The following is a 5,830-nucleotide window of genomic DNA, read 5'->3' as shown; positions in this document are numbered from 1 at the left end:
TCCCGGTGCCCTCCTCGCAGGTGGTGCCGTTCCCGAGCTTGACCGAGTCCGTCGCGCCGACCACGACCACCTCGGCCGTGGTCGTCCCGGTCACCGAGGACACCGAGGGCCTGGCCAACACCGGCGCCAGCGTCGCCGTGCCGCTGGGCATCGGCGCCGCGCTGCTCGCCGCGGGCGGTGGCGTGCTGTTCTTCATGCGCAAGCGCGGTGCGGCCAACAACGGCTGAGCACGGCTCGCTGATCCACCCCGGCGCCCGGGACGGCGCCGGAACGGCTGAAGGGCGGCCACCCCTCGGGGTGTCCGCCCTTCGTCGTCTCCCACCGCCCGGGGGGGGAGGCCCGGTGCGGGCCTCCCCTGCGGCCGTCGGCCCCCGGCGCGGGGAACCGGCAGGACTACGGCAGGACCTGGATCTTGCGGCCCTGGCCGTTCTTGAACATCTCCAGCGCCGACGCGTAGTCCGCGAGCGGCTCCCGGTGGCTGATGAACACCTCGGGGTCGAGCACACCGGTCGAGAACAGGTCGGCCGCGCGCTCGAACGAGTGCAGCACCGCCATCGAGCCGGTGATGGTGATCTCCTGGTTGTAGATGCGGTACGGGTCGATGGTCACCCGCGTCGCGTAGTCGGAGACGCCGAACTGCAGGAACGTGCCGCCCTTGGCGACCCGGCCGAGGCCGTCCTGGATGGCCTTGGCGTTGCCGGTGGCGTCGATGACGACGTCCCAGCCCTGCGGGCGGTCCAGCTCGTCGGCGGACGCCGCGGTGGCGGTGACGCCGAGCTTGTGGGCGGTGGCCAGGCGCTCCGGGTTGAGGTCGACGACCTCGATGCTGGAGGCGCCGGTGAGCTTGCCCAGCTGGAGCATCATCAGGCCCATGGTGCCGGAGCCGTAGATGAGGACCCGGCTGGCCATCTGGGAGCGCAGCACGTCGTAGCCGCGCACCGCGCAGGACAGCGGCTCGATGAGCGCGGCGTCCTCGGTGCGGACGGAGTCGGGCAGCTTCACGCAGTTCGAGACCGGGGCGACCGCGAACTCGGCGGCACCGCCGGGGCGGGTGACGCCGATGGCGTTCCAGCGCTCGCACAGGTTGTTCTTGCCCAGGCGGCACATGCGGCACTCGAAGCAGTACAGCGACGGGTCGACCGCGACCCGGTCGCCGATCTGCAGCTCGGTGACGTCGGAGCCGATCTCGACGATGACGCCGGAGAACTCGTGGCCCGGCACGACCGGCAGGGTCGGCGCGAACTCGCCCTGCAGGATGTGCAGGTCGGTGCCGCACAGCCCGCACGCGGCGACGTCCACCACGACCTCGCGGGGGCCCGGTGTGGGGTCGGGGACCTCGGTGACCTCCACCGAGCCGACCCCGGTGATCACGGCTGCTTTCACTTGACCGCTCCCAAAGAAAGGCCCTGGACGAGCTTGTCCTGGGCGGCGAACCCGGCGACGAGCACCGGCAGCGACACCACGACGGCGGCGGCGCAGACCTTGGCCAGGAAGTAGCCCTGGCTGGTGACGAACCCGGTCAGGTACACCGGCGCGGTGCCGGCGACGACGCCGGTCAGCACTCGCGCGAACAGCAGCTCGTTCCAGCTGAAGATGAAGCAGATCAGCGAGGTGGCGGCGATGCCGGGCATGGCGACCGGGGCGACGACGCGGCGGATGGTGACCGCGAGCCCGGCGCCGTCCAGCGCGGCGGCTTCCATGATCTCCTTGGGCACCTCGGCGAGGAAGGAGCGCATCAGCCAGACCGCGATCGGCAGGTTCATCGAGGTGTAGAGGACGACCAGGAACGAGATGTTGTCGAGCATCCCGGTGTACTGCGCGACCAGGTAGATCGGCAGCAGGCCCGCGACGACCGGCAGCATCTTGGTGGTGAGGAAGAAGAACAGCACGTCCGACCACTTCTCGACCTTCTTGATCGAGAGGGCGTACGCGGCCGGGACGGCCAGCAGCAGCACCAGGAGCGTCGACCCCACCGAGGCGCTGAGCGAGTTCATCAGCGGCGGCCACGGGTTGGTGTCGAAGAAGGTGTTGTAGCCGTCCAGCGTCAGCGGGGCGAAGAACGACGGGGTGCTGGTCGCCGCGTCCGTCTCGCTGTGGAACGAGGTGAGCACCATCCAGGCGACGGGCGCCACGAAGACCAGGCCGCAGACCCAGGCGAGCAGGCCCAACATCATCTTCTTCACGAGCGAGCCTCCTCACGCAGCAGCGACGAGACGACGCGCAGCGCGAACGTCGCGATGATGATCGACCCGACCACGACGACCACACCGGCGGCGGACGCCCGGCCGTAGTCGTGCGCCTGGAAGAAGGTCTGGTACACCGAGTACGGCAGGTTCGCCGTGCCCAGGCCGCCCGAGGTGATCGTGAACACCGCGTCGAAGTTCTGCACGATGTAGATCGACCCGAGCAGGCCGCCCAGCTCCAGGTACTGCCGCAGGTGCGGCAGGGTCAGGTAGCGGAAGACCTGGAACGAGCTGGCGCCGTCGATGTGCGCGGCCTCGACCGCGTCCTGCGGGCGGGACTGCAGGCCCGCGAGCAGGATCAGCATCATGAACGGGGTCCACTGCCAGATCAGCGCGGCCTCGACCGCGATCAGCGGCATGTCGCTGATCCACTCGACGTGCGGGCCGTCCTCGCCGAACACCATCTTCAGCAGGCCGTTGAACAGGCCGTAGTCCGGGTTGTAGAGCGCGTGCTTCCACAGCAGGGCGGCGGCGACGGGGACGACCAGGAACGGCGCGATGAGCATGGTGCGCACGGCGCCGCGGCCGAAGAACTTGCGGTCCAGCAGGAGCGCGAGCCCCAGTCCGAGGATCAGGCTGACGAGCACGACGGTGACCGTCAGGACGATCGTCGTCCACACCGAGGAGCGCAGGCCCGAGTCGGTGAACACGGCGACGTAGTTGTCCAGGCCCGCGAAACCCCGGTTCTCGGGGTCGAGCGAGTTCCACTCCATCAGCGAGATGCCCAGCGTGGCGACGAACGGCAGCTGGGTCACCACGATGGTGAAGATGAGGGCGGGGAGGAGCGGCGCGCGTCGTGCCCAGCGCGCCGCCCCCTTCACGACACCCTCCCGGTGGGGACGGGGTTCGTCATGGTCACTTGCCCCGGTTCTTCTCGGCCACGGTCTCGGCCAGCGCCTGGCTCTCGGTCAGGGCCTGCTCGACGGTGGTGGAGCCGGCGATCGCGGCGCTGATCTTCTGGGAGACCTGGGTGCCCAGGTCGGTGAACTCCGGGATGCCGACGAACTGGATGCCGGGGGCCGGGCGGGGCTGCACGCCGGGGTCGTTCGGCTTGGTGCCGGAGATGGCCGCCTCGACCTGCTTGGCGAAGGTGCCGCTGGCCTCCAGGTACTCGGGGCGCTCGTAGGTGGAGGAGCGCTTGCCGTCCGGGACGCGCGACCAGCCGAGGGACTTGCCCGCGAGCTCCTCGTAGCCCTTGCCGGAGGCCCAGGAGATGAACTTCCAGGCGTTGTCGGCCTTCTTGCTGGCCTTCTGGATGCCGAACGCCCAGGTGTAGAGCCAGCCGGAGCTGTCGGTCTTGACCACGGGGGCCTGGGCGAAGCCGAGCTTGCCCTTGACCGGCGAGTCGGCGCCTTCGAGGAGGCCTGCGGCGGAGGTCGCGTCGTACCACATGGCGACCTTGCCCTGGGTCATGTTGTTCAGGCACTCGGCGAAGCCGGCCTGCGGGGCGCCGTTCTCACCGTGGTCGCGGACCAGGTTGACGTAGAAGTCGGTGGCCTCCTTGAACTCCGGGGAGTTCACCTGGGCCTGCCAGTCCTTCGTGAACCAGGTGCCGCCGAAGGTGTTGACGACCGTGGTGAGCGGCGCCATCAGCTGGCCCCAGCCGGGCTGGCCGCGCAGGCAGATGCCCTTCATGCCGGGCTCGGCGCCGTCGACCCTGGCGGCGATGTCGGCGACCTGCTGCCAGGTGGGCTTCTCCGGCATGGTGATGCCCTTGGCGTCCATGATGTCCTTGCGGTACATCAGGAACGAGGACTCGCCGTAGAACGGCTGGGCGTAGACCTTGCCGTCGGCGGCGGTCAGGGACTGGCGCACCGACTCCAGGACGTCGTCCTGGGCGAAGCCGGAGTCCTTGGCGACGTACTCGTCGAGCGGGGTCAGCCAGTTGTTCTTGGCGTAGATCGGCGTCTCGTAGTTGGAGATCGTGGCGACGTCGTACTGCCCGGCCTGGCTGGAGAAGTCCTGGCTGATCTTGTCGCGGACGTCGTTCTCGGGCAGGACGGTGAAGTTCACCGTGATGCCCGTGTCCTTGGTGAAGTTGTCCGCGGTCAGCTTCTGGAGGTCTTCCATCTGCGGGTTGTTGACCATGAGAACGTTGATCGAGTTCTCGTTCCCGCCACCGCCGCCGCCCGCGCCTGCGCAGGCAGCGGTGGCCATGAGCACGGCTGCGGCGAGTCCGCCGTATCGGAGTGACTTCATCGTCTCTTGCCTTCCTGAGGGCGTGCTGAACCGGGGCCCCCTTCGGGCGGGGCCGGGTTCGGTGGCGGTTTTGTGTTTCGGCTAGGCCCTGACGACCTTGGGGCCCAGCAGGGCGTACCGGTGCGCCTCACCCGAGGGGAGCACCGAGTCGGTCACGATCGCCTCCAGGTCGGCCACTGCGCCGAACCTGTGGAAGCTCGCCACGCCGAACTTCGTGTGGACACCGACGAAGATCCGGCGGCGGGCGGCTGCCAGCGCTTGCGACTTCACCGCCCCGACCGCGGGGTCGGGGGTGGTGAGCCCGTGCTCGCGGGAGATGCCGTTGGCCCCGATGTAGGCGAGGTCGATGACCATCTCCGAGAGCATCCTGGTCGCCCAGTGGTCCACCGTGGCCATGGTGCGGCCACGCACCCGGCCGCCCAGGAGCAGCACGGTGATGGTGGGCGACTCCGAGAGCGCCGCCGCCGGGGGCAGCGACGCCGTGATGACCGTGAGGGGCCTGCCGGTCGGCAGGGCCTCCGCGACGAGCTGGGGGGTGTAGCCCTCGTCGACGAACACGGTCTCCGCGTCCCCCAGCCGCTCGGCGGCGAGCTGGGCGATGCGGCGCTTCTCCGGGACCATCGAGGCGGAGCGGAACTTCAGGCCCGTCTCGTAGCCCGCGCTCTCGACCGGGAAGGCGCCGCCGTGGGTCCGGCGGACCAGCCCGTGCTCGTCGAGCAGGCGCAGGTCCCGGCGCACGGTCTCCTGCGCGACCTCCAGCTCGGCCGCGATCTCCGCGACGTCGACCCGGCCGTCGGCGCGGGCGCGAGCCAGGATGCGCCTCTTGCGCTCGTCAGCGCGCACTGGACACCTCCCACGTTGGATTGCCCACTCGGACCATGCAACTGCCCGTTCGGGCCGCCCTAAAGGTTTAACACCCTCCGTAGGGGGTGGCCACCGTCACAGGGAAGTGAAGTTCGCCCGAGTTGGGTCCGGTTGTCGTACCCGAACGCACAGAAAATCGATTAACCCTGCCCGTTCGGTGGGGTAATGGTGCCCGACCGTGGCCCGTTCGGGAACACCCACCCGTTCGGGCGGTGGACATGGGCGTTGGTCGCACCCCGAGCGGGCCGGAGGTCCCGGTTCCGGCGCAGGACAGCTGCCCGCTCGGTCACGGATTGGTCTCGGCGGGTGGACCGTGGGTGAGACCGGGGGTGCGCGGCGGGTGGGGTCGGGCGGTTTGGTCGGGCATCGGGCAGGTGGGATTGGGCTTCGCGGGCGGGGCGGCGGGCCGGGCGGGGTGGAGATCGGGCAGGGCGGGGTGCGGATGTGCCCGAATCGGTTCAGAAGGAATTCCGGGTTTGCGGGGGTGCGGCGGATGGGTAGGACGGGTGGTTCGGCTGGGTTCT

6 protein-coding genes are annotated in these 5,830 nt (G+C 69.7%); 1 reads left to right on the top strand and 5 read right to left on the bottom strand.

Translation table 11 applies throughout. The features are described 5' to 3' along the window. Positions 1-227, top strand: a 227-nt coding sequence (locus tag ACTUAL_RS15870) for an LPXTG cell wall anchor domain-containing protein (RefSeq protein ID WP_440900803.1), incomplete at its 5' end; no start/stop codon positions are given. A 166-nt stretch (positions 228-393) separates the two neighbouring features. Here the strand turns inward: ACTUAL_RS15870 and ACTUAL_RS15865 are convergent. The 5 genes from ACTUAL_RS15865 to ACTUAL_RS15845 all read right to left on the bottom strand — a co-directional run bounded on the left by ACTUAL_RS15865 (position 394) and on the right by ACTUAL_RS15845 (position 5,285). After that, positions 394-1,383: a zinc-dependent alcohol dehydrogenase family protein gene (locus tag ACTUAL_RS15865; protein ID WP_096496170.1), complete on the bottom strand. Its 990-nt coding sequence runs from the start codon at positions 1,381-1,383 to the stop codon at positions 394-396. After that, positions 1,380-2,174, bottom strand: coding sequence for a carbohydrate ABC transporter permease (locus ACTUAL_RS15860; protein ID WP_440900804.1), 795 nt, complete (start codon positions 2,172-2,174; stop codon positions 1,380-1,382). Before ACTUAL_RS15860 ends, ACTUAL_RS15865 begins: the two co-directional genes overlap by 4 nt. 5 nt (positions 2,175-2,179) lie before the next feature. Continuing rightward, a complete protein-coding gene (locus ACTUAL_RS15855) occupies positions 2,180-3,064 on the bottom strand; it encodes a carbohydrate ABC transporter permease (RefSeq protein ID WP_096496171.1) in 885 nt (294 codons plus the stop codon). A gap of 34 nt (positions 3,065-3,098) precedes the next feature. Beyond that, on the bottom strand, positions 3,099-4,442 hold the full coding sequence (locus ACTUAL_RS15850; RefSeq protein WP_440900802.1) for an ABC transporter substrate-binding protein: 1,344 nt from the start codon (positions 4,440-4,442) through the stop codon (positions 3,099-3,101). 81 nt (positions 4,443-4,523) lie between these two features. After that, positions 4,524-5,285: a DeoR/GlpR family DNA-binding transcription regulator gene (locus ACTUAL_RS15845; RefSeq protein WP_440900801.1), complete on the bottom strand. Its 762-nt coding sequence runs from the start codon at positions 5,283-5,285 to the stop codon at positions 4,524-4,526. Between the last annotated feature and the right edge of the window lie 545 nt (positions 5,286-5,830).

The organism is Actinosynnema sp., assembly GCF_052038725.1.
The sequence above is the reverse complement of the archived record's forward strand: the minus strand, read 5'-3'. Positions and strand labels throughout refer to the sequence as shown.